The sequence below is a fragment of the Labrys sp. 22185 genome, from assembly GCF_052045555.1.
Lineage (GTDB): Bacteria > Pseudomonadota > Alphaproteobacteria > Rhizobiales > Labraceae > Labrys > Labrys neptuniae.
Genome location: NZ_JBQEPH010000005.1, coordinates 50322 through 70658, shown reverse-complemented (window position 1 = coordinate 70658; position 20337 = coordinate 50322). Strand labels below are relative to the sequence as shown.

Annotated in this window: 19 protein-coding genes and 1 pseudogene; 14 read left to right on the top strand and 6 right to left on the bottom strand. The window is 61.4% G+C overall.

Annotation, left to right across the window (positions count from 1 at the left end):
• Window positions 1-12: 12 nt before the first annotated feature.
• Both ACTJKX_RS12170 and ACTJKX_RS12165 read right to left on the bottom strand, forming a co-directional pair.
• The gene (locus ACTJKX_RS12170; RefSeq protein ID WP_440725418.1) at window positions 13-978 is read right to left on the bottom strand and encodes a methionyl-tRNA formyltransferase; all 966 of its coding nucleotides are present in this window, start codon (window positions 976-978) and stop codon (window positions 13-15) included.
• A gap of 89 nt (window positions 979-1067) precedes the next feature.
• Window positions 1068-2522 carry an aldehyde dehydrogenase family protein gene (locus tag ACTJKX_RS12165; RefSeq protein ID WP_440725417.1) on the bottom strand — a complete coding sequence of 485 codons (1455 nt, stop codon included), beginning with the start codon at window positions 2520-2522 and terminating at the stop codon, window positions 1068-1070.
• Window positions 2523-2762: 240 nt separating this feature from the next.
• Here ACTJKX_RS12165 and ACTJKX_RS12160 point away from each other — a divergent pair, with 240 nt between their 5' ends.
• The 8 genes and pseudogenes from ACTJKX_RS12160 (at window position 2763) to ACTJKX_RS12125 (ending at window position 9410) form a co-directional block, all read left to right on the top strand.
• Window positions 2763-3839 carry a substrate-binding domain-containing protein gene (locus ACTJKX_RS12160; RefSeq protein WP_311941933.1) on the top strand — a complete coding sequence of 359 codons (1077 nt, stop codon included), beginning with the start codon at window positions 2763-2765 and terminating at the stop codon, window positions 3837-3839.
• 99 nt (window positions 3840-3938) lie between these two features.
• Window positions 3939-4577, top strand: coding sequence for a hypothetical protein (locus ACTJKX_RS12155; protein WP_394307945.1), 639 nt, complete (start codon window positions 3939-3941; stop codon window positions 4575-4577).
• Between the two features lie 297 nt (window positions 4578-4874).
• The gene (locus tag ACTJKX_RS12150; RefSeq protein WP_440725416.1) at window positions 4875-5546 is read left to right on the top strand and encodes an amino acid ABC transporter permease; all 672 of its coding nucleotides are present in this window, start codon (window positions 4875-4877) and stop codon (window positions 5544-5546) included.
• 8 nt (window positions 5547-5554) lie between these two features.
• A complete protein-coding gene (locus tag ACTJKX_RS12145) occupies window positions 5555-6205 on the top strand; it encodes an amino acid ABC transporter permease (protein WP_440725415.1) in 651 nt (216 codons plus the stop codon).
• A gap of 28 nt (window positions 6206-6233) precedes the next feature.
• Window positions 6234-7061 (top strand): transporter substrate-binding domain-containing protein, encoded by an 828-nt coding sequence (locus ACTJKX_RS12140; protein ID WP_440725414.1) that lies wholly within the window; start codon window positions 6234-6236, stop codon window positions 7059-7061.
• Window positions 7062-7700: 639 nt separating this feature from the next.
• A pseudogene (locus tag ACTJKX_RS12135) lies at window positions 7701-7907 on the top strand (CatB-related O-acetyltransferase); the annotation flags it as partial.
• A gap of 222 nt (window positions 7908-8129) precedes the next feature.
• Window positions 8130-8849: a WbqC family protein gene (locus ACTJKX_RS12130; protein ID WP_367623294.1), complete on the top strand. Its 720-nt coding sequence runs from the start codon at window positions 8130-8132 to the stop codon at window positions 8847-8849.
• Window positions 8850-8906: 57 nt separating this feature from the next.
• Complete coding sequence (locus ACTJKX_RS12125) at window positions 8907-9410, top strand: GNAT family N-acetyltransferase (protein ID WP_440725413.1); 504 nt, start codon at window positions 8907-8909, stop codon at window positions 9408-9410.
• Window positions 9411-9437: 27 nt separating this feature from the next.
• On the opposite strand, the gene ACTJKX_RS12120 is transcribed toward ACTJKX_RS12125, so the two are convergent.
• Window positions 9438-10310 carry a glycosyltransferase family 2 protein gene (locus ACTJKX_RS12120; protein ID WP_311941951.1) on the bottom strand — a complete coding sequence of 291 codons (873 nt, stop codon included), beginning with the start codon at window positions 10308-10310 and terminating at the stop codon, window positions 9438-9440.
• A gap of 163 nt (window positions 10311-10473) precedes the next feature.
• On the opposite strand from ACTJKX_RS12120, the gene ACTJKX_RS12115 reads away from it, so the two are divergent.
• Window positions 10474-11619 (top strand): DegT/DnrJ/EryC1/StrS family aminotransferase, encoded by a 1146-nt coding sequence (locus tag ACTJKX_RS12115; RefSeq protein WP_367623295.1) that lies wholly within the window; start codon window positions 10474-10476, stop codon window positions 11617-11619.
• 460 nt (window positions 11620-12079) lie between these two features.
• On the opposite strand, the gene ACTJKX_RS12110 is transcribed toward ACTJKX_RS12115, so the two are convergent.
• Window positions 12080-12280 (bottom strand): hypothetical protein, encoded by a 201-nt coding sequence (locus ACTJKX_RS12110; protein ID WP_311941956.1) that lies wholly within the window; start codon window positions 12278-12280, stop codon window positions 12080-12082.
• On the opposite strand from ACTJKX_RS12110, the gene ACTJKX_RS12105 reads away from it, so the two are divergent.
• Both ACTJKX_RS12105 and ACTJKX_RS12100 read left to right on the top strand, forming a co-directional pair.
• A complete protein-coding gene (locus tag ACTJKX_RS12105) occupies window positions 12279-13478 on the top strand; it encodes a multidrug effflux MFS transporter (RefSeq protein WP_394307935.1) in 1200 nt (399 codons plus the stop codon). The genes ACTJKX_RS12110 and ACTJKX_RS12105 overlap by 2 nt on opposite strands.
• 787 nt (window positions 13479-14265) lie before the next feature.
• Window positions 14266-14601 carry an ArsR/SmtB family transcription factor gene (locus tag ACTJKX_RS12100; protein WP_311942030.1) on the top strand — a complete coding sequence of 112 codons (336 nt, stop codon included), beginning with the start codon at window positions 14266-14268 and terminating at the stop codon, window positions 14599-14601.
• A gap of 34 nt (window positions 14602-14635) precedes the next feature.
• Here the strand turns inward: ACTJKX_RS12100 and ACTJKX_RS12095 are convergent, their stop codons facing one another.
• The gene (locus tag ACTJKX_RS12095; RefSeq protein ID WP_440725412.1) at window positions 14636-15211 is read right to left on the bottom strand and encodes a TetR/AcrR family transcriptional regulator; all 576 of its coding nucleotides are present in this window, start codon (window positions 15209-15211) and stop codon (window positions 14636-14638) included.
• A 91-nt stretch (window positions 15212-15302) separates the two neighbouring features.
• Between ACTJKX_RS12095 and ACTJKX_RS12090 the strand changes: the two genes are divergently transcribed.
• The 3 genes from ACTJKX_RS12090 to ACTJKX_RS12080 all read left to right on the top strand — a co-directional run bounded on the left by ACTJKX_RS12090 (window position 15303) and on the right by ACTJKX_RS12080 (window position 18829).
• Window positions 15303-16208, top strand: coding sequence for an SDR family oxidoreductase (locus ACTJKX_RS12090; protein ID WP_440725411.1), 906 nt, complete (start codon window positions 15303-15305; stop codon window positions 16206-16208).
• Window positions 16209-16216: 8 nt separating this feature from the next.
• The gene (locus ACTJKX_RS12085) at window positions 16217-17089 is read left to right on the top strand and encodes a DMT family transporter (protein ID WP_440725410.1); all 873 of its coding nucleotides are present in this window, start codon (window positions 16217-16219) and stop codon (window positions 17087-17089) included.
• 144 nt (window positions 17090-17233) lie between these two features.
• Window positions 17234-18829: a peptide ABC transporter substrate-binding protein gene (locus tag ACTJKX_RS12080; RefSeq protein ID WP_440725409.1), complete on the top strand. Its 1596-nt coding sequence runs from the start codon at window positions 17234-17236 to the stop codon at window positions 18827-18829.
• 146 nt (window positions 18830-18975) lie between these two features.
• Here ACTJKX_RS12080 and ACTJKX_RS12075 read toward each other — a convergent pair whose 3' ends face one another.
• A complete protein-coding gene (locus tag ACTJKX_RS12075; protein ID WP_440725408.1) occupies window positions 18976-20235 on the bottom strand; it encodes an MFS transporter in 1260 nt (419 codons plus the stop codon).
• Between the last annotated feature and the right edge of the window lie 102 nt (window positions 20236-20337).

Here is a 20337-nt window from a genome sequence, read left to right as displayed (position 1 = left end):
TTGTCTTTACCTTCAGCCCGCGGCAGCGGCGAGGCCTGCTTCGGCATCGGATTCGAAGCGATCGCCAACCGCAAGGCCGTGCGACTTTGCAAAGCTGGCCGCCGATTGCTTCTGCCCGGCATCGTTGCGGACGGTGGCAATCTCGATCACCCCGCCCTGCACCGCGATTACGACGCCCTGCTCGCCGATGGCAGCGATTTCTCCCGGCTTTCCAGCGACATCGCCGAAGCGACGCACCGGCCGCAGGACGCTGCCGAACAGGCGGACCTTCCTGCCCTGCACCATCGTCCAGGCGCCAGGAGCCGGATCGCAGCCACGGATCAGATTGTGGATGGCCTCGGCATGCGCATTCCAGTTGATCCTGGCCTCGGCCTCGCGGCACCAGCCTTCATAGGAGGCGAGGTCCTCGTCCTGGGCCTGTTCGGCATGATGTCCGGCCACCACCAGGTCGGCCGCCTCGAGCATGGCCTCGACGCCGAGCGGGAACAAATGGTCGAAATAGACGGTGCCGAGCGTGTCGTTCGGGCCGATCGCGATGGTCTTCTGCAGGATCACCGGCCCCTCGTCGAGACCGTCCGTCGGCCGGAAGATGGTGAGGCCCGTCTGCCTGTCCCCCTTGATGATCGGCCAGTTGATCGAACTCGGGCCGCGATAGAGCGGCAGCAGGGACGGATGGTACTGGATCGTGCCGTGCCGCGGGATGCTGACGAAGGATTGCGGCGCAAATTGCAGCACATAGGCCATGACGGCGAGATCGACGTCGAGCGCGCGCAGGGCGCCCTCGGCCGCCGGGCTCTTGAGATTGGGCAGCTGGAACAGCTTCAGTCCCCGTTCCTCGGTGGCGAGGCGGAGCGGATCGGGCCGTGCGCCCGGCTTTTCGGGAGCACAGAAGACGGCCGCCACCTCGTCACCGCGGGCCAGAAAGGCTTCCAGCACGCTCTTGCCGAACGCTTGCTGGCCAATGATTGCGATACGCATGATTTCTCCATGAATTCAGGCAAAGAAGGTCCATCCCCGCTCGCGCGGGGGTGGAAACGTTCCATGTCGTTGGGAAGGCCGGCGTCTCGTCAGGCGCAGGTATTGATCCACACCGCCTTGGGCTCGGTGAAATTGTCGATGGCGGCATCGCCATGCTCGCGGCCGAAGCCTGAATCGCGGGCCCCGCCCCAGGGCAGGCGGACGTCGGTCGGGCCGTAGGTGTTGACCCAGACCGTGCCGGCCTTCAGTCGCCGGGTGAAGCGATGGGCCCGGCCGATATCGCCCGTCCACACACCCGCCGCCAGGCCGTAGACCGTGCCATTGGCCAGGCGGATCGCCTCTTCCTCGTCCTTGAAGGGAATCACGGCCGCGACGGGCCCGAAGATCTCTTCCTGGGAGATACGCATCTCGTGCCGGACGCCGGCAAACACCGTCGGTTCGACGAAATAGCCGGCCTTGCCATGCCTGGTACCGCCGGCGACGACCGAGGCCCCTTCCTTGCGGCCAATGTCGATATAACCAAGCACCCGCTTCATCTGTACCTCGGAGACCAGCGGGCCCATGCTCGTCGAAGCCTCCAGGGGATCGCCGACCCGGATCGAGCGGGCGCGGGCGGCCAGTCGCTCGACCATTTCGTCATAGACGCTCTCATGCACCAGGATGCGCGAGCCGGCCGAGCAGACCTGCCCGGTGTTGAAGAAGATGCCGGCCCCTGCCGCCTTGGCGGCGGCATCGAGATCAGCGTCCGGGAACACGATGTTGGCCGACTTGCCGCCCAGTTCGAGCGTCACCCGCTTGAGATTGCCGATCGCCCCCTGCAGGATCTGGCGTCCGACCACGGGCGAGCCGGTGAAGGTGATCTTGTCGACATCCATGTGGTCGACGAGCGCCTGGCCGGCGATCTTGCCGAAACCCGGCACGACATTGAGCACGCCTGCAGGGAACCCTGCCTCCAGCGCCAGCTCGCCGATCTTCAGGGCGGTGAGCGGCGTCAGTTCGGCCGGCTTGAGTACCACGGTGCAACCGCAGGCCAGAGCCGGCGCGATCTTCCACATGCCGATCATCAGCGGGAAGTTCCAGGGGATGATGGCACCGACCACGCCCAGCGGTTCGCGCACCGTATAGGTCAAGGCGTCGGTCCGGGCCGGTATGACCTGGCCGTTAATCTTGTCGGCCATGCCGGCATAATAGGTGAGCGTGTCGAGGACGGCGGGCAGATCCTGGCGGCGGATGGCGGAAACCGTCTTGCCGGAATCGAGGCTCTCCAGCCGTACCAGTTCGTCTTCGTCGCGGCGGATGAGATCGGCCAGCTTCAGCAGCAAGGCGCCTCTTTCGCTGGCCTTCATGCGCGACCAGCTGCCTTCGAACGCCGCACGGGCCGAGCGCACGGCGGCGTCGACATCGCCGGCATCCGCCTCCGCCACCCGGGCAACGACCTCACCGCTTGCTGGATTCAAGGTCTCGAAACTGCGACCGGAAGCCGCTGCGATGCGCCGGCCATCGATCAGAAGGTCATGAATGTCGCCATATACCCGTTTAAGCACGTCAGAGCTCCCATATATGTATTATAGTTCATATCTAGCACTTTCAACAACGACGAGGATCGTCGGGTGCAAGATAGAAATGATGCTAGTTACCTAACAAAATCATGGGAATATGAAATCTTCTGCTTATAAGAGAGAGCGGAGTTATGAACGTATGATCCTATGTTGCAATCAATATAATATGTTTTCTATTTCATATGTGAGGGCACTAGCCTCGAGACTTGGAGCGGGAGGAGCGGCATGATCCGGATCGAGATCGAGCCTGTTTGGCGTTTTCACAGGCAGGAAGACGCACAATCGCTCCAGATCATGCTCGACTTCCTCGCCGAGATCCGCGCTACCGGAAAGATCACCGCCGCCGCAGACAAGGCGAACGTTTCCTATCGCCATGCCTGGAATCTGATCGAGAAATGGTCGGAGTTCTTCAGCACCCCCATCGTCGTGCGCCGGCAGGGCAGCGGCACCAGCCTCACGCCCTTCGGGGAGAAGCTGGTCTGGGCGGGACAAAGGCTGGAAGCCCGGCTGGGACCGCTGCTGCAAAATCTCTCGCAGGAACTGGAAACCGAGATCAACCAGATGCTGCCGCACGGGCCCTTGGTCCTGCGCATCCACGCCAGCCACGGCTTCGCCGTGCCCAAGCTGCGCAAGCTCCTCAGCCGCGAGCCGGACATCGACATCGATTTTCGTTATGTCAGCAACCAGAGCTCACTGGTTTCGCTGGTCCATGACGGCTGCGACCTTGCCGGCATGCATCTGCCGCAGGGCGAATTGCGCAAGCGCGCCATCGCCGCCAGCAAGGGCTGGCTCAACTCCAATCTGCATCGCGTGATCTCCTTCGTCACGCGCGAAGTCGGCCTGATCGTACAGCGCGGCAATCCGCGTGGCATCGATGGGCTGGAAAGACTGCTCGATCCCGCGATCCGTTTCGTCAACCGGGACCCGGACTCCGGCACGAGGCTCGTCTTCGAACAGCTTCTGGCCCAGCATGGCATCGATGGCAGCCGCATCAATGGCTATGAGCATTCCGAATTCACCCACGCCGCCGTTGCCGCCTATGTCGCCAGCGGTCTCGCCGACGTCGCCTTCGGGGTCGAGGCGGCCGCCCGGCAGTTCGGCCTGGATTTCGTGCGCCTCCTCACCGAAGACTATGTCTTCGTCTGCCACAAGCAGATCCTCGACCTTCCAGCCATGCAGCGCGTACTGGCGGTCATGCGCGGCCAGGAATTCCATACCGCCATCTCGCAATTGCCGGGCTATCGCGTGAAGGAAGCCGGTGCGATCAAGACCATCCGGGAGGTCTTCCGCAAATCGGAATGACGCCCTTTGCCCGAAACGCCTGCGTGTCATCCTGCACAGTGCCTTCGCCGCCATCTCCCTAGAAGGGCAACAGCGAAACCGCAAAGACAGGGGAGCGCCATGACACGCAACGACATCGCCGAAACCATTTTCGCCAGCTTCCTGCTGGGGCTGGCCGTCCTCTTGCTGCTGTCCTCCGGCGTTCTGGCGGCCGAGCCCTTCACCAGCGCCTATACGAACTTCGATACCGCCAAGTGTCCTCACCAGCCGGGAGGCGACGAGGAGGATTACGGGAGCTGGCGCTGCCCGGGCTATCGTGGCCTCCCCATGCGGCTTTCTGCCGGCGACCAGCGCATGTTTGTCAGCTTCGGCAAGGCCGGCGCCAACGACATTGCCGCCAACGAAACCTTCGCAGCCTTCAACAGTGCCGATCACGGCACGGTGGAATGGCGTCTCGCCGCCGGCCAGCGGCAGCCCTTCGCCACCATCCTGCAATGGCAGGTGATGACGGAAGCAGACCACAAGGCAGAGGCCAAGGGTTCCTCGCCCGCCTCCGGCCGCGTCCTGGTCGTCACCCGGCTGGGCAAGGACGGCACCTGCCATGTCGGCTATGTCGATGCTCGTGCCAATGGCGACGCGAATAGGCTGGCGCGCAAGATCGCCGACGAACAGGCCCGCTCTTTCCGCTGCGGCCAGGACAAGCCGGTCGTGCTCGGAGCCGTCTCTCCTGGCCTGATCCTGCCCGGCAAGGCGCGCTAAAGCGTTTTGTGATTTGAATGAATCACTTCGAGTCACAAAGACGCGTCGAACCAAAGAGTTAGAGCAAATGAGCGTTCACGCCTGAACGCGCTTTGCTCTGACAACTCCTTTGCAGGTTGTCCCAACTATCCTTGGATATCTGCCCGGCTGGTGCTTCACCCTGCCGGCCATCCATGCAAAGCTGCCCCCGTCGATCGAGGCCCACGAAGACCGGGCGCTTAACGGGAACGTCAAGGGGAGACGCTGCGTGGGCTGTTCCGTCCGAGCCGGTGCCGGATTGCCGCAAGAGCGGACGGCATGAGTTACGAATTCGAGTTCGCCGACGTCTTCGCCTATTGGCCGGAGCTTGCGGTCGGCGCTCTGCACACGCTGGTACTTTCGGGGCTGGCCATGGCCATCGGCATGGTGGTGGCGATCATTGGGGCACTCGCCAAGACCTCCGGACCACCTCCACTGCGTTATGTCATCGACGCCTACATCGAACTGATCCGCAACACCCCCTTCCTCATCCAGGTCTTCGTGATCTTTTTCGGCCTGCCCTCCCTCGGCCTGCGCCTGTCCTCGAACAGTGCGGCCCTGCTGGCACTGGTGGTCAATGTCGGCGCCTATGGCATCGAGATCATCCGGGCCGGTATCGAGAGCATCTCCAAGGGCCAGATCGAGGCCGGCAAGTCGCTCGGCCTCAAGCCGCTGCAGATCTTCCGCCTCGTCATCCTCAAGCCGGCGATCCAGGCGATCTATCCCTCGCTGACCAGCCAGTTCATCCTGCTCATGCTCAATTCCAGCGTCTGCTCGGCCATCGCCGCCAGCGAGCTGACCGCAGCGGCTGGCGATATCCAATCGCGCACCTTCCGCAGCTTCGAAGTCTATTTCGTGGCGACCGCGATCTATCTGGGCCTGTCGATCGTGTTCTGGTGCCTGTTCGCCGGCATCGAGCGCGCCTTCCTGCGCCAGCCGAGCCGGCGATAGGGGGCAGCATGCGTGTATTGAGCGAAGCCGACATCCTCTACATCCTGCTGGCCTTGCGCTGGACACTGCTGCTTTCGGCGGTCGCCTTCATCGGCGGCGGCATAGGCGGCCTCCTGGTTGCGCTGGCGCGCACGGCCGAGATCCGGCCGCTGCGCTGGCTGGCTATGGGCTACATCAAGCTGTTCCAGGGCACGCCGCTGCTGATGCAGCTCTTCCTCGCCTTCTTCGTGCCCGGCATCTTCGGCATCGACGTCAATCCCTGGACGGCGGCGGCGATCGGCCTTTCCCTCAATGCCAGCGCCTTTCTCGGCGAGATCTGGCGCGGCGCCATCGAGGTGGTGCCGCCGGGCCAGAGCGAGGCGGCCCGGGCCCTCGCCCTCACCTATCTGCCGCGCATGTTCAAGGTGGTCATCCCCCAGGCGGTACGCATCGCCATTCCGCCGACCATCGGTTACCTGGTGCAGCTCATCAAGGGCACCTCGCTCGCCTCGATCATCGGCTTCGTCGAGATCACCCGCGCGGCCCAGATCATCAACAATGCCGCCTTCAGGCCCTTCACCATCTTCGGCCTGGTGGCGCTCGCCTATTTCCTGGTGTGCTGGCCGCTGTCGCTCTGGAGCCGCGCCATGGAGCGGCGGTTGACGGTGGCAAGGCGCTGAAATTTTCAATCAAGGAGAGGAAACGATCATGGCTTTGACAGATCCGATTTCACGCCGTGGGCTTGGGCTGTGCCTCGCCGCCGGCATAGCCGCCTTGGCGCTGCCCCTCGCTGCCGGACCGGCAGCGGCCGCGACCCCCGATGAAATCAAGGCGCGCGGCAAGCTGATCGTCGGCGTCCTCACCGACTACCCGCCCTTCGGCGGCACCGATGCCGAGCAGAAGCCGGCTGGCTATGATGCCGACGTCGCCGCTCTGATGGCCAATAAGCTCGGCGTTTCACTCGAGCTGGTGCCGGTGACCGGCCCCAACCGCATCCCCTACCTGCTCACCAACAAGGTCGACCTGCTCATCGCCACTTTCGGCATCACGCCCGAACGCATGAAGCAGGTGCTGTTCTCCAATCCCTACAGCACGCTGACCACCTATATCATGGGTCCTAAGGACCTGAAGGTGACCAAGCCCGAGGATCTCGTGGGTGTGACCGTGGGTGTGGCGCGTGCCTCGACACAGGACATCACCGTCTCGCAGATCGCGCCATCAGGCACCCAGATCATGCGCTTCGACGACGATGCCACCACCACCCAAGCCTTGATCTCGGGCCAGGTCCAGTCGATCGGTGCCTCCAATACGGTGCTCGCCCAGCTCACCAAGGACTATGCCAGCCTCGGCATCGAGGCCAAGTTCAAGATGAAGGAACAGGCCAACGGCATGGCCTTTCGCAAGGCCGATACCGCTTTGCAGGAATGGTGCAACGGCTTCATCGGCGAGATTGTTGCCGACGGGCAGCTCAGCCAGATCAACCAGAAATGGTTCGGCTCTCCCCTGGCCCCCTTGCCGCCCATGCCGAAATTCTGATGACCCCGCTTCACCGGCCGGTGTGGCTGTTCCTCTCCGGCCGGCAATGCACCGGCAAGGACCGCATCACAGTTCTTCAGGCCAGGATCGCCTGGCGGACTGCCTGAAGAAGCCGTTGAGGAAACGGGCAGAGTTGGTATAGGCAACGGAAGTCTCGGCGATCCCTCCTCGATCGCCGCATGAGGAGGCCTGACCTGGCCGAGAGAAGATAGCGAAAAACGAAAGCCAGCCGTGGTAATCTCCTCCAAAGCGACGACCCTGACCTACGCCCCTGACGACATCGTCATTCGTTCCGCCCTGCATCGGCGCTTGCTGCAAATCGGGCTGCCTCGCTTCGCCTTGCGCAAAGTCTCCAAATGGTCGCGCTCGCATTATGGTCCGCGCGACGATTTCATGCGGGCGCTGGTCGAGCAGCGCTTCGGTATCCGCGTCGGCAAGTACAGCTACGGATATCGCCCGCTGTGCACCAAGCAATCCAAGATTGGCGAAATCGGTGCTTTTTGCTCGATCGCCACCGAGATCAAGGTCTCCGGCGGCAACCATCCTCTCGATCTCGTCTCGACCAGTCCCGCCACCTATCTCGAAGGCTGGGGAATCGTCGACGAAACGATCGACCGCCATTATCCCAAGAACGACCCGATCGTGATCGGGCACGATGTCTGGATCGGTATGGGGGTAACCCTGATGACCGGCATTACCATCGGGCATGGTGCGGTGATCGCCGGCGGCGCTGTTGTCACCAAGGACGTGCCGCCCTACGCCATCATGGGCGGCGTGCCCGCCAAGCTGATCCGCTATCGCTTCGATGACGACACCATCGAAAAATTGCTGGCCAGTGCCTGGTGGACTTGGCCGGACGAGACGATTAGAGCCAGGGCGTCGCTGCTGCGGGATCCGGTCGCGTTCGTGGCGCAGCTTTGAGTATGTCGCTGGACGGCCGGAAGAGGAAATGCCAGCCCCGTGAAACAGTGGTGTGACCTTGTCGTTTGCTAGGTCATTGCATAATCAAGATGTTACCTTAACGTTTTAGCGAAATAGATCACGTAGCTCACAACTCTGAAATCGAGCATGACAACTGTAGTAATCACCCAACCCATGCTGTTCCCCTGGCCCGGCTTTTTCGAGCAACTCGCCTTGGCGGACATTTATGTTTATTTGGATGATGCTCAGTTCTCGAAAGGAAGTTTTACAAACCGCGTGCAGGTGAAGGTCGGCGATCAAACCAAGTGGATGACCATTCCGCTTGCCGGCGGGGGCACCTACAAGCCCATCATGGATCTGGATGCCACGGCCGGGGATTGGCGGGCAACCCACCAATTGCTCCTCAAGCAATCGCTCGCCACCGCCTCCCATGCACAGGACGCGATCGACATTCTCGACAGGGCGTATGAGCAAGACAAGCTGTGCGACACCCTGATCCGAAGCATAGAACTGTCTGCCGACTATATTGGAATTGGGACGTCGCGAAAAATAACCCACAGCAGTGAGCTGAATATAGTCGGTTCTTCGTGGAAGCGCGTGCTGGACATCGTCCTCGGCGTGGGCGGGACGCGATATCTCACCGGACACGGCGCCGCGCGATATATGGACCACGAAGCGTTCGAAGCGAACGGTGTGAGCGTCGAATATATGGACTACAGCCTGACGCCATGGCCGCAAGATGGCGGCGCCTTTACACCCTATGTTTCCATCCTCGATCTGATCGGCCGCACCGGCCGTGATGCCAATCAATTCCTGAAACCCCGAACCGTTCACTGGCGCGAATTTCTGGCAAAGCAAACGCCATGACGCGTTAACCGGCAGACTTCCTCTATCGACTGCTGCCATCAAGCAAACAGGAATGCGATGTTGAAGCGAGTGAGCTTGAGATCTCCGGAGAATAGCGATTTTGATTTTCTCGCTTCGCTTCGGAGGGATTCCGCCCTGCAGGCCCTGCTGCTCAATGTGGTGACATCAACAGATGATGACGCAGTCGCCGGATGGCTGGAGCGCCGGAAGACCGACCCCAATGGCAGTTTCATGGTCATTGCCGATAGCACGACGGATGAACCAATCGGCTTTGCCCAGATCACCAATATTCACCATCACAATCGGCATGGCTTTATCGGCATCGTTATTGCGCCGAGCGCGCAAGGCAAGGGTTTGGGACGTGTTGCAATGGAGAACCTCGTTGCAACGGCGAAAGAAAAACATCGCCTGGAAAAAATACTCCTGGAAGTCAGAGCGGACAATTTCGCCGCGCTCTCCCTCTATAAGTCCATGAATTTTAGAATTGTTGGGACGATGCTGAACCACTTTCGTACGAACGACGACATTTACGACGTCGTACTGATGGAAAAGCGAATATAAATTTTAGTATAAATAATAATATTTACTTCAGTTTTTGCGTCTAAACAGCGCCAGAACCTGCCTGAAAGCGACGCGGGTGATCTTGCCAATGCGGGCAACCCGTTTACCGACATAGAAAAAAGTAATCCCCTTCAGGGCAAGCTTCTCGACCCCGCTAAACCCGGCTTCATCGATATCGTGGAGGCAGGCTTTCCAATAGGCTCGCCGCAACCGGACAAGATGCATGGCCGGCACGATCCTCATCGAACGGTTGGCTTCTTTCCAGACGATGCGCTGGGAAAACTGAGCCTCAGGTGCCATCGCAACGGCCCTGCGTATGAAAACCGGGTACATCACCAGATGATCGGATCCCCAGGGGTCGGGATAGGCCCGATTGACGTAATCCAGTATTCCACGCAAGGCATCGGTTCGCCACAGGCCATAGAACCAGCTTGCAGGAGAATTGTAGAGAAGATCCGCAATCTGTCGCAGTTGCGACCCCTGCAGTTCACGGGGCCGCGCAATAGTGACAGGCCTGTCGCTTCGATACGTCATCACGGTAGGAACGGCCAGCAAGGCATTCGGCGTTCGATCAAAAGCGGCGACCAATCGCTCGACATAGTCGGCGGAGGACAGGTCGTCATGCGCCCGCCACAGGAAGAGCGGTGTCTGCGCCGCATCCACCAGGCCACGGAAGTTCCTGACCGGTCCGACATTCTCGGGCCGCCTCAGATATGTAATCCGATTGTCGACTGCTGCATAGCGCTCGACGATGGCTTGAGTGCCATCCGTTGAAGCATTGTCCGATATGACGATGCGAATATTTCTGTATGTCTGGTTCAGTAAACACTCCAGACATTCCGCGATCATGTCTTCTGCATTATAGATAGGAATCCCTATAGTTACGCAGGGTCCTGACATGCTCACGGGCTCCTATCGGCCATCAACCGGAGCATGTCCTATTCCTTTGCAGCAACAGCCGCAACCGGCAATTCCTGCGCTGCGCCGGCCATTTTGATCGGTCTGGCGCCGCGCAGGTGAGCGCGGTATGTATCGGCTGCCAATCAAGTAGAGCCGAGTCACCGTGATCATTGCCCCCGAACGCATTCCCGTCGCAGGTCCCTCCATCACGGAGAGAGAGGCCGAACTCGCCGCGGAGGCGGCCCGCACGGCGTGGTATGCCAATCACTATGCCTATAATGCCCGCTTCGAGCGGATGATGGCCGATTATGTCGGCGTGAAGCATGCCGTCAGCGTGCCGCATGCCACGGCAGCACTGCATCTCATCCTGGCCGCGCTCGGCATCGGCCCGGGCGACGAGGTGATCGTGCCCGACGTGACCTGGATCGCCTCGGTGGCACCGGTCACCTATGTCGGTGCCGAACCCGTGCTCGTCGACATACTGCCCGACACCTGGTGCATCGATCCGCACGCTGTGGAGGCCGCCATCGGTCCCAAGACCAAGGCGATCCTGGGCGTGGACCTCTATGGTTCGATGTGCGACTGGCAGGCCTTGCAGGACATTGCCGACAGGCACGGCGTCCATCTCATCGAAGATTCGGCCGAGGCCCTCGGCTCTCGCTATCGCGGTCGGCGCGCGGGCAGCTTCGGGCGGGCAGCCGCCTTCAGTTTCCATGGCTCGAAGACCGTCGCCACCGGCGAGGGCGGCATGCTGGTGACCGATGACGACGATCTCCACCAGCGCGTGCTCTGCTTGCGGGATCATGGCCGGGCGCCGGGCGACCATCGCCGGTTCATCAACCAGGAAATCGCCTTCAAATATCGCATGAATGGGGTGACGGCGGCTCTCGGCGTCGCACAGATGGAACGCATCGACACGCTGATCGCCCATAAGCGCGCCATTTTCGATTGGTACCGGCAACGGCTCGGCGGGCTCAACGGCATTACCCTCAATGCCGAACCCGAGGGAAGCGAGAACTCCTTCTGGATGGTGACGGTGGTCCTCGATCCGGCCCTCGGCCTCGACAAGTTCAGCCTGATGGCCGAATTCGACAAGCGCAACATCGATACCCGTCCTTTCTTCTCGCCGCTGTCGAGCATGCAGGCTTTTGCCGATCGTCCGGCAGCCAAGCGCCTGGTCACGCCGCATGACAAGGGACAGGCGATCGCCAGGCACGGCATCAATCTGCCGTCCGGCTACAATATGACCGAAGACAAAGCAGATATCGTCGCAGGTGCCTTGCGGGAGATTCTCGCAGACAAGACCTGATGTTCCGGAGACCGACGGTATCGCTGTCGGGATAGCTGGTTCATGCGGCAAGGTCTCCTCGCCACCACTCTTCCGAATCGCCCTTCCGCGGGGCGAAACGCCAAACAACCTATAGCCGTTGCGGACTACTCAATTCGGTTCTTTTTCTCATCTGAAAAGGTAAATCGATATAAGTTCCGCAACGGACGGATTGATTCAATTTCATACTGGACAGGCCTGAAATTGATTGTAGCATTCCATCTTGTTAACAAAGACGCCATTGAGGTTGTGGGCTCCATTTCTGCCAAGCGTTGCTTCACATAACAACCAAGTGCAGATTTCGCTTGTGAAAGCTTGGCGTTTCGAGAAATCGGTGAACGGGGGAAGAAGCATTGCTTCTTCCCCCGTTTTCGTCGGCGGCCGCCATTGCTGACTTTTCCGGCTCGAGACCTTCCTTACCCAAGTACCACCTTCCTTTCCATCAATGGCCGACAAGCCCAGCGTCACGGCCGGGATGCCTGGCGGGCAGGCAGATCGAGTGCGTATTCCAGGCCCTTGCTTGACGAGTGGGCTCGCGATAACCACGTGCCAGGAAGCAGTTCTCCAGGGCCATGCTGCGCCAGCTGCCATCGGCTGCGGCCGAAAGCCCCTCCAACTCGCCGGTCGTCACAGGATTTTCCATGCCGCACAGCTTTGCTCGCAACGCTCTGGTGCTCGGCCTGCTCGCCGCCATCGGGCCCTTTGCCATCGATATGTATATTCCCGCCCTCCCCTCGATGGCGGAGCATCTCCAGACCAGCACCGCCGCCGCCCAGATGACCCTGATGGCCTTCTTCCTGGGGTTTGGCTTGACCCAGATCATCTACGGACCGGTCTCTGACATTGTCGGCCGCAAATTGCCGCTCTATTTCGGTCTGGCGGTGTTCACATTGGCTTCGATCGGCTGCGCGTCGGCCCCAACCATCGATTGGCTGATCGGCCTGCGCCTCATCCAGGGCATCGGAGCGGCGGCTGTGATGGTGATCCCGCGCGCCATCATCCGTGACCTGCATACCGGCGTCGAGGCAACCCGATTGATGTCCCTGGTGATGCTGGTGTTCAGCGTCTCCCCCATCCTCGCCCCTCTCACAGGCAGCGCCCTCATCATTCCCTTCGGATGGCGCGCGGTCTTCGTAGCCGTCACCATCGCCGCCGTGCTGAGCCTGCTGCTGACGGCTTTCGTGCTGCCGGAGACCCGGCCGCCGGCCGAACGCATTGCCGGCAACCTGCCCACCGTCCTGTCGAATTACGGGCTGCTGCTGCGTGACCGCCATTTCCTGGGAGTGACCTTCATCGGCGCGCTGGGCATGTCGAGCTTCTTCACCTTCCTGGCCAGTTCCTCCTTCATCTATGTCGATCATTTCGGCCTGACCCCAATGCTCTACAGCCTGGCCTTTTCCGTGAACGCCATCGGCTTCATCGGCGCCTCCCAGTTCAGCGCCCATCTCGGCCAACGTTTCGGCATGGGCCGGGTGATCCTCGGCGCCGTCTTCGCCTATGCCATCGCGGCCATCGCCCTTTTCGCGCTGGTTGCAAGCGGTGTCGACAGCCTGCCCGTGCTGATCGCGATGCTCTTCGTCACCTTTGCCTTCCTCGGCCTGGTCATCCCGACCAGCATGGTCCTTTCGCTGGAGCATCATGGCCCCATTGCGGGCATGGCCTCGGCTCTTGGTGGCACGCTGCAAATGGTGACGGGTGCCGTCATGATCGTGATCGCCAGCCTCTTCTTCAATGGCACGGCCCTGCCGATGGTCACGATCATCGCCCTCTGCGCCATAGGAGCGCTGATTCTGGCCAAGCTCACTTTGACTGAAAAGGAGATCGCCGCCCCGGCGGAATGAGCCCAACCACAGCGGTCTCGCACCGTTTCCGATCCCGGCCGAATCGGCGCGCATGTCGTTCCAGTCGAACAGCGATTGCTAGGCCCTCTACTAAAGAGGTAGGCGGATCGGCTTCCTGCCGGCCGCCAAACCTGCTAGATCTATTCCAATCTACGCATTTTCATGCAAAAAACCTCGCCTTCGCTTGCAGCGAGGTCTGCGCGTCATTCGCGCCTTTCCCGCCAATCCGTCAAATTCGACACGTCATATTTGACGGAGTGTGCTCCTAGCGCCGCCCGTCTAGATTGATCTTGCGAACGGCGCAGCGATCTCCAAACAGATCCCCTCCATGCTGTGCTGTTCGCACCTTCGCTCGGTTCTCTCGATACCCTCCCAAGCCCGCGCAGCGGGCTTCTTTTTGTGATCGGCAAGACAGACATAAGTTTGGAATTTCGAACGATATCAATTCGATAGGCTCCTTTGGCAGCCCGGCACGGTTTGGAAGATCATTGGCATTTTGAGGCCTGACGATGGCGCTCTCTCCCTCATCGTATCAGCTGAATTACCGGCAAGATCGCGGGCCGGATTGGGACTGTGAAGCCTTGCCGTTCGCCGAGCCGAACCATCCGTCGAAATTCGGTGCCGATGCCTCCCCTTTCCAGGCCCGGGACCCGCCAGACCGGTGCTCCCAGATTGTTCTCCCTGGCTTGATGCCCCGCCGGCCGGCACGTTGCTGGCCGGTTTCCTCCTCCGACTAAGAAAGTAGCCTGACGTGGAAGCTCGCCTCGATCCTCTCGCTCTCGACAGAATGTTCCATGCGCTCGCCGATACCAGCCGTCGCACCATGGTCGATCGTCTTGCCCGCGGACCAGCCTCTGTCAGCGAACTCGCACTCCCCCTCTCCATGGGCATGCCCGCGGTGCTCAAGCATCTCGGCGTGCTCGAAGCCGGGGGTATCGTCGTCTCCGAGAAGGCCGGCCGCGTGCGCACCTATCGCATGACGCCGCATGCCCTGGCCCTGGCCGAAAGCTGGGTCGCCGAACGCATGGCTCTGCACGACATTGCCATTGACGATGCGCCGATGCCGGTGAAGCTGCCCGAACGCAGCCCGGTGACGCAGCTTCGCTCGGTCGAAGCCCGATAAGCCCCTCAAATAGGGCGATGGGGATGGGCGCCGTTCAGGTGCCCGCCCTTTTCGGCATGATGGCTGCCACGAATTGCCTGAGTTCGCGGCCGACATGGTTCGCAACCGGACAATTGGGCTCGAAACCCCACCAAACGAGCGAGCCCTGCCATTGCGATGCCATCAATTGGCCAAGCCCTTGGCGCTGGCCGCCCTGCTCCGCCAAACAGGTGTCGAGCACGTCGACGAGGGCATCCCGCCAGCGCGCGCCGCGTGCGCGCAGCAAGGGATCGCGCAGATCCTCCCTCAGGATCAGCAATCCTTCGGCATAGGATTCGATGGCGCCATAGTCGCCGGAAAGAGCCACCAGCAGATCGACTGCCCCCTCGGGCGTGCGCGCAATATCAGCTGCCAGCTGTGACGTTTTTTCGTCCAAGCGGTCCCAGGCATGGAGCAAGGCCGCCTGCTTGAGCTGCGCCTTGCTGCCAAAGCGCTGCACCAAGGTTGCAGCCGCCAGGCCGCTAGCCCGCGCCAATCCCGCAAATGTCAGTGCCTCCGGCCCTCCAGTGTGCAGAAGCTGCAAGGCAACTCCCAGCACGGTCTCGTCGGGCAGGGTCTTATGTCGGGGCATCTTGACATCCATTTATAACCGAACGATCATTTATATATCAATCCTTATGCTCGAAAAGAGCGCTCGGCAATCGAAAACAGGAGCTGTGGTCATGCTCACCGGAAAGGTCGCACTTGTTGCCGGCGGCACGCGAGGGGCGGGCCGAGGTGTTGCAGTCGAGCTGGGAGCAGCAGGCGCAACCGTTTACGTCACCGGGCGCAGCACCCGTGGGCATCGATCGGAGTATGACAGGCCGGAAACCATCGAGGAGACGGCCGAATTGGTCAATGCGGCCGGCGGCCGGAGCATTGCCATCCGCGTCGACCATCTCGTACCCGATGAGGTACGCGGCCTGGTGGAGCGGATACGGAGCGAGCAAGGCCGTCTCGACATCCTGGTCAACGATGTCTGGGGCGGCGAGAAACTGTTCGAGTGGAACAAGGCCGTGTGGGAACACGATCTCGACAAGGGATTGCGCCTGCTGCGCCTGGGGATCGATACCCATCTGATCACCGCGCATCATGCTCTGCCCCTGCTGATCGAGCGCCCCGGCGGTCTTCTCGTGGAGATGACGGACGGAACGGCTGACTACAATGCCAGCCACTACCGCCTCTCGCCCTTCTACGATCTGGTCAAGTCGGCGGTGATCCGTCTCGCCTGGGCGCATGCCAAGGACCTCGCCAAATACGGGGCCACCTCGGTGGCGCTCACCCCGGGCTGGCTGCGCTCGGAAATGATGCTGGAGGCCTTCGGTGTCGCAGAGGAGAATTGGCGGGATGCCACGGCAACGGTGCCGCATTTCGTCATTTCGGAAACACCCCGCTTCGTCGGGCGCGCCGTGGCAGCCCTCGCCGCCGATGCCGAAAGGAATCGCTGGAACGGGCAGTCTCTTTCGAGCGGGCAGCTGGCGCGAATCTACGGTTTCACCGATCTTGACGGCTCCCAGCCCGACGCTTGGCGCTACATTCCGGAGATCGAAGAAGCCGGAAAGCCGGCCGACGCGACCGGTTATAGATAGGTTCCTTCATGGCCATGCCTGCCTCTGCCGAAACCACAGGATCCGTCCGCGGCATCCTGGCCATGATCATTGCGATGGTGAGCGTGCCGACCGTCGACGGCATCGCCAAATATCTGAGCGCCGACTACTCGCCCTTCTTCATCGGTTGGGCGCGCTATGCGGTGGCGGGCCTGGCGGTCCTGCCTCTCTCGGCCCTCCTCCATGGCCGGAGGATGTTCCCGTCGGAGCATCTGGCTTCTCATATCGCGCGCACCGTCTTCCTGGTCGCGGCGATGACCCTGTATTTCCTGGCCATTGCCCGCATCCCGCTGGCGACGGCACTCTGCGCCTATTTCGTCGGTCCCATCCTGGCGGTCGCCCTGTCTATCGTCGTGCTCAAGGAACGCATGACACCGGCCAAGGGCGTCAGCCTCGCCCTGGGTTTTGTGGGCTCGCTCATCATTCTCCAGCCCGGCAGCACCATCGAGCCCGGCATCCTGCTGGCCCTGGCCTCCGGCATCTGCTTTGCCTTCTACCTGATCGCCACCAGGCGTGCGGCCCAGCAGAGTGACCCCGTCAAGACACTGGCTTTCCAGTGTTTCTTTGGGGCAGCCCTCCTCACGCCGCAAGCCGTGCTTTCCTGGTCTGCCCCCGCCACCGATCATTTCCTCCTCTTTGCTGGTCTCGGGTTGATCTCGGCGGTCTGCCACCTGCTCTCGATCATCGCCTTTCGGCTCGCCGATGCCTCGACCCTGGCGCCTCTCGTCTATGCGGAACTCGTCGGTGCCGCCATCGTCGGCTATTTCGCCTTCGGCGACGTACCGGATGCGATAACTCTTCTCGGCGCCGCCTTCATCATCTCGGCGGGGCTCATCCTGCTGCTGCGCCGGACGGCAGCCTGATAGTCCTGCGAGACGATCTCTACCTGTGAAGACGAGCCCTTTCCCCCAGCAAATATCCAGGGTTGCCGCGGGCCGGACCAGCCAGTTTACTCGGCCCATCACGAATCTCGGCACCGGCCGGGACACCCATAGGGGGAAGTCCGCATGAAGTCCGCATTGAGACTATTCGCCCTCGTCCTTCCTCTCACTGCCGGCCTCCTGGGGGGTGCTGCCCGCCCCGCCCTTGCCGAGGTCGTGTTGCACAAAGGCAATGGCGCCGAGGCCCAGACCCTCGATCCGACCCACAGCTCGATCATCGCCGAGCAGTTCATCCTCAAGGACCTGTTCGAGGGGCTCACCGTTTTCGATGCTGCCGGCAAGCTCACGGCGGGAACAGCCGAAAGCTGGACGATCTCCCCCGACGGTCTCGCCTACACCTTCAAGCTGCGCCCCAATGCCAGGTGGTCCAATGGCGATCCGGTCACGGCCGCTGACTTCGTCTTCAGTTTCCGCCGGCTCGAAGATCCCAAGGAAGCGGCCAGCTTCGCCAATCTGTTCTATCCGATTAAGAATGCCGAAGCGGTGAACAGCGGCAAGGCCGGTGTCGACACGCTCGGCGTCAAGGCCCTCGACGACAGGACGTTGGAGATCACGCTGGAACGGCCAACGCCCTATCTCCTGCAACTCCTCGCCAATCAAGCCGCCCTGCCGGTGCATCAGGCCTCGGTCGAGAAGCTCAAGGCCGATTTCGTCAAGCCTGGCAATTTGATCTCCAACGGCGCCTATACCCTGACCGAGAACCTCGCCAATGATCATGTGACGCTGGTGAAGAACCCGCGTTACTGGGATGCCGCCAATGTCCGCATCGACAAGGTGATCTCCTATCCGATCGATGACCAGGCCGCCGCCCAGCGGCGCTTCCTGGCGGGCGAGCTCGACATGACCTTCGAATTCGCGGCTGATCAGCTGAAACTTCTCAAGGAGAAGGTGGGCGATCAGGTCCATGTCTCGCCGAACCTGACCAATGAATATTACGCCTTCGACACCCGCACCCCGCCCTTCGACGATGCCAGGGTTCGGCGTGCCCTGTCGATGGCGGTCGATCGCGATTTTCTGGCCGAGAAGATCTTTTCGGGCACACGCGTCGGCAGCTACAGCTTCGTTCCCGCGGGCCTGCCCGGCTATACCCCCGCCAAGCCGGACTTCGCCGACAAGCCTCAGCTCGATCGTGAGGACGCCGCCAAGGACCTGCTCAAGCAGGCGGGATTCGGCGAGGGCGGCAAGCCGCTGAAGCTCACCATCCGTTTCGGCACCAACGACAATAATCGCCGGATCGCCACCGCTGTGGCGGATATGTGGAAGGCACTCGGCGTCGAGGTCTCCCTGCTCAATTCGGACAGCAAGTCCCACTACGCCTTCCTGCGCGACGGCGGTGCCTTCGAGGTAGCGCGCGCGGCCTGGGTGGCCGACTATGCCGACGCCGAAAACTTCCTCGCGCTACCGACGACAGCCAACAAGGCGTTCAACTATTCCCATTTCGCCAGTCCGGACTATGACGCGCTCGTCGCCAAATCCTATGCCGAAACCGATCCGGCCAAGCGTTTGAAGATTCTGGAGGATGCCGAGGCGCTCCTGGCGCGCGACCAGCCTGTGGCTCCCCTGCTCTCCAATGCCGATCTCTGGCTGGTCTCGAGCAAGGTGAAGGGCTGGCAGGACAACGCTGCCAACGAGCACCTGACGCGGTTTCTCAGCAAGGAGTGACTGGGCAAATTCGCGTCATGCGGCCCTGCCTTTCTGGCGAGCGTCGAAGACGACATTTCCAGGATCGTAAACACGCTCCTCGCGGGGCAGGCCAACTTCGGCTTGCGCTACCTGGATCATGGCGCGCGCACCATCGCCTGGAGCCGTCAACTCTCGGACCCTTCACGTACCACCTGAAAGGAAGCCAGAATGCGCGCGCGTTTGAGGCAGGCGATCGCCCAGACGGCCAACGCGATCATGGCCGCGGCAAAAAGAGACAGCCGCAGGCCGGCCTGCTGGGCCATTCCTCCGATCGCCAGGGTTCCCAATCCGCCGGCCGCCTGCTGCAGCAGGAAGCGCATGCTCATCACCCGTCCCCGCTGCCCGTCGTCGACGCTGATCTGCAGGATCGAGACGGTGGCCGTCCTGGCTGTCTCGCCCGCAAAGCCGAAGGCCAGCATGGCGGCGATCGACCAGAAAAGGGAGAAAGAGACCGCCAGGCCGCAAACAGCCAGCGCGAATACGAGGAAGGCCCAGAATACGCGTAGCGGCGTGGCCAGATGGGCCCCGCCATGGGCCAGCCACAGGGCGGCGAGAGTCGCGCCGAGACCGCCGGTGCCAAACAGGATCGATACACCGCCGACGCCCGCTCCGAGCAGCGCGTCGCTATAAGCCGGCATCAACTGATAGACTGCCGCCAGTAACGCGTCACCGGCCAGCATCATCAAAAGCAAGGCGAGGATGCCCTTGTGCTGTAGGATGTAGCGTGCACCTTCGGGGAGGTCGCCCAGCAAGGAGCGCCTTGGTGATTTCTGCTGCTGATAGCCCTCGGGCGTGCGCAGGAAGCAGACAACCGCGAAGTAGACCAGATAACCGGCAACATTGGTAGCGAAGGCCGCCGCCACACCCCAATGTACCAGAATCCAGCCGGCGATGGCTGGGCCGGCAAAGACCGCGAACTGCGTATAGGAAGAGCTGACGGCAATTGCCGAGGACAGGCACCCGCGGGCAATGAAGCGCGGCATCATGCCGTAGGAGGCCGGTACGCTGAAAGCATGGATGATGCCATGGAGGATGGCGCTTGCGCAGATCACGGGCAGGCTGAGGTGGCCGCTATAGGCAAGGACAGTCAGCGCAACGGCTTTGAGAAAATCGAAGAAATAGGCCGATACCACCATCCTGAAACGGTCGACTCTATCGGCCAGAGCTCCCTCCAGAGGCAATAGCAGGACATTGGAGACAGTGGAGAGGAGGGCAATGATCGCCAGCCAGACGGCCGACTGCGTGATTTCCCAGGCCGCCCAGGAGAACGCGATCTGTTGAACGAAGTAGGTGATCCAGGAAATGATGGATCCCACGGAATAGAGGCGAAAATTGCGATCGGAGAACGCCTCGCCTATCCCACCAAACCATGTTCTCAGCGGCATGTTCTAGCCCTGACCTGCCTAGGGATATGAGGCACGGAAGCTGTCGCGAGACCCACGGGTTCGGGATAACTCTAGCATCTAGCCTACGTTGGGTCGCCCAAT

Coding starts and splice junctions, on each gene's coding strand:
- ACTJKX_RS12170 (WP_440725418.1), bottom strand. CDS start 978: ATGCGTATCGCAATCATTGGCCAGCAAGCGTTCGGCAAGAGCGTGCTG.
- ACTJKX_RS12160 (WP_311941933.1), top strand. CDS start 2,763: ATGATCCGGATCGAGATCGAGCCTGTTTGGCGTTTTCACAGGCAGGAA.
- ACTJKX_RS12155 (WP_394307945.1), top strand. CDS start 3,939: ATGACACGCAACGACATCGCCGAAACCATTTTCGCCAGCTTCCTGCTG.
- ACTJKX_RS12150 (WP_440725416.1), top strand. CDS start 4,875: ATGAGTTACGAATTCGAGTTCGCCGACGTCTTCGCCTATTGGCCGGAG.
- ACTJKX_RS12145 (WP_440725415.1), top strand. CDS start 5,555: ATGCGTGTATTGAGCGAAGCCGACATCCTCTACATCCTGCTGGCCTTG.
- ACTJKX_RS12140 (WP_440725414.1), top strand. CDS start 6,234: ATGGCTTTGACAGATCCGATTTCACGCCGTGGGCTTGGGCTGTGCCTC.
- ACTJKX_RS12130 (WP_367623294.1), top strand. CDS start 8,130: ATGACAACTGTAGTAATCACCCAACCCATGCTGTTCCCCTGGCCCGGC.
- ACTJKX_RS12125 (WP_440725413.1), top strand. CDS start 8,907: ATGTTGAAGCGAGTGAGCTTGAGATCTCCGGAGAATAGCGATTTTGAT.
- ACTJKX_RS12120 (WP_311941951.1), bottom strand. CDS start 10,310: ATGTCAGGACCCTGCGTAACTATAGGGATTCCTATCTATAATGCAGAA.
- ACTJKX_RS12105 (WP_394307935.1), top strand. CDS start 12,279: ATGCCGCACAGCTTTGCTCGCAACGCTCTGGTGCTCGGCCTGCTCGCC.
- ACTJKX_RS12110 (WP_311941956.1), bottom strand. CDS start 12,280: ATGGAAAATCCTGTGACGACCGGCGAGTTGGAGGGGCTTTCGGCCGCA.
- ACTJKX_RS12100 (WP_311942030.1), top strand. CDS start 14,266: ATGTTCCATGCGCTCGCCGATACCAGCCGTCGCACCATGGTCGATCGT.
- ACTJKX_RS12095 (WP_440725412.1), bottom strand. CDS start 15,211: ATGCCCCGACATAAGACCCTGCCCGACGAGACCGTGCTGGGAGTTGCC.
- ACTJKX_RS12090 (WP_440725411.1), top strand. CDS start 15,303: ATGCTCACCGGAAAGGTCGCACTTGTTGCCGGCGGCACGCGAGGGGCG.
- ACTJKX_RS12085 (WP_440725410.1), top strand. CDS start 16,217: ATGGCCATGCCTGCCTCTGCCGAAACCACAGGATCCGTCCGCGGCATC.
- ACTJKX_RS12080 (WP_440725409.1), top strand. CDS start 17,234: ATGAAGTCCGCATTGAGACTATTCGCCCTCGTCCTTCCTCTCACTGCC.
- ACTJKX_RS12075 (WP_440725408.1), bottom strand. CDS start 20,235: ATGCCGCTGAGAACATGGTTTGGTGGGATAGGCGAGGCGTTCTCCGAT.